The organism is Brevibacillus sp. NPDC058079 (assembly GCF_042885155.1).
Classification (GTDB): domain Bacteria; phylum Bacillota; class Bacilli; order Brevibacillales; family Brevibacillaceae; genus Brevibacillus.
On sequence record NZ_JBHVSO010000036.1, the window covers coordinates 1 to 2,278 of the forward strand.

Genomic DNA, 2,278 nt, shown 5'->3' on the forward strand with positions numbered 1-2,278 from the left:
TCGTTACGCCTTTCGTGCGGGTCGGAACTTACCCGACAAGGAATTTCGCTACCTTAGGACCGTTATAGTTACGGCCGCCGTTTACTGGGGCTTCGATTCAGAGCTTCTCCCAAAGGATAACCCCTCCTCTTAACCTTCCAGCACCGGGCAGGCGTCAGCCCCTATACTTCGCCTTGCGGCTTCGCAGAGACCTGTGTTTTTGCTAAACAGTCGCCTGGGCCTATTCACTGCGGCTCTCTCGGGCTATACACCCTAACAGAGCACCCCTTCTCCCGAAGTTACGGGGTCATTTTGCCGAGTTCCTTAACGAGAGTTCTCTCGATCACCTTAGGATTCTCTCCTCGCCTACCTGTGTCGGTTTGCGGTACGGGCACCTCCCACCTCGCTAGAGGCTTTTCTTGGCAGTGTGGAATCAGGAACTTCGGTACTATAATTCCCTCGCCATCACAGCTCAGCCTTTATGATGAGCGGATTTGCCTACTCATCAGCCTAACTGCTTGAACGCGCATATCCAGCAGCGCGCTTACCCTATCCTCCTGCGTCCCCCCATTGCTCAAACGGTGAGGAGGTGGTACAGGAATATCAACCTGTTATCCATCGCCTACGCCTTTCGGCCTCGGCTTAGGTCCCGACTAACCCTGAGCGGACGAGCCTTCCTCAGGAAACCTTAGGCATTCGGTGGACGGGATTCTCACCCGTCTTTCGCTACTCATACCGGCATTCTCACTTCTAAGCGCTCCACCAGTCCTTACGGTCTGACTTCACTGCACTTAGAACGCTCTCCTACCACTGACATCAAAGATGTCAATCCACAGCTTCGGTGATACGTTTAGCCCCGGTACATTTTCGGCGCAGAGTCACTCGACCAGTGAGCTATTACGCACTCTTTAAATGGTGGCTGCTTCTAAGCCAACATCCTGGTTGTCTAAGCAACTCCACATCCTTTTCCACTTAACGTATACTTTGGGACCTTAGCTGGTGGTCTGGGCTGTTTCCCTTTCGACTACGGATCTTATCACTCGCAGTCTGACTCCCAAGGATAAGTCTTTGGCATTCGGAGTTTGACTGAATTCGGTAACCCGTTGGGGGCCCCTAGTCCAATCAGTGCTCTACCTCCAAGACTCTTACAACTTGAGGCTAGCCCTAAAGCTATTTCGGAGAGAACCAGCTATCTCCAGGTTCGATTGGCATTTCACCCCTACCCACACCTCATCCCCGCACTTTTCAACGTGCGTGGGTTCGGGCCTCCATTCAGTGTTACCTGAACTTCACCCTGGACATGGGTAGATCACCTGGTTTCGGGTCTACGACCACATACTAAACGCCCTATTCAGACTCGCTTTCGCTGCGGCTCCGCCTCATCAGCTTAACCTTGCATGGGATCGTAACTCGCCGGTTCATTCTACAAAAGGCACGCCATCACCCGTTAACGGGCTCTGACTACTTGTAGGCACACGGTTTCAGGATCTCTTTCACTCCCCTTCCGGGGTGCTTTTCACCTTTCCCTCACGGTACTGGTTCACTATCGGTCACTAGGGAGTATTTAGCCTTGGGAGATGGTCCTCCCGGATTCCGACGGAATTTCACGTGTTCCGCCGTACTCAGGATCCACTCAGGAGGGAACGAAGTTTCAACTACAGGGTTTTTACCTTCTATGACGGACCTTTCCAGGTCGCTTCATTTACCTCGTTCCTTTGTAACTCCGTATAGAGTGTCCTACAACCCCAAGAGGCAAGCCTCTTGGTTTGGGCTAATTCCGTTTCGCTCGCCGCTACTCAGGAAATCGCATTTGCTTTCTCTTCCTCCGGGTACTTAGATGTTTCAGTTCCCCGGGTCTGCCTTCAATACCCTATGTATTCAGATAAAGATACTGTTCCATTACGAACAGTGGGTTTCCCCATTCGGAAATCTCCGGATCAAAGCTTACTTACAGCTCCCCGAAGCATATCGGTGTTAGTCCCGTCCTTCATCGGCTCCTAGTGCCAAGGCATTCACCGTGCGCCCTTTCTAACTTAACCATTAGCGAATAAATGGTACAACATACTGTTGTGTTATTTATTGGTTTGATTAAAGAAAAGTTTCACTTTTCCTCAGCAATTACTGTTATCTAGTTTTCAAAGAACAATCGCAACCAAAATTCTTCTTATTGAATAAGAAGAAAGTAGTGTGCTTTCTATAATTGAGAGATTGAACTCTCAAAACTGAACAAAGTGTCAAAACGTACGTCATGTAAAAATCCTTAGAAAGGAGGTGATCCAGCCGCACCTTCCGATACGGC

At 50.0% G+C, this 2,278-nt stretch carries 1 rRNA gene; it reads right to left on the bottom strand.

Going from position 1 to position 2,278, the window contains the following annotated elements:
• Positions 1-2,018 (bottom strand): 23S ribosomal RNA (locus ACFVS2_RS34570); the annotation flags it as partial.
• Positions 2,019-2,278: the final 260 nt, after the last annotated feature.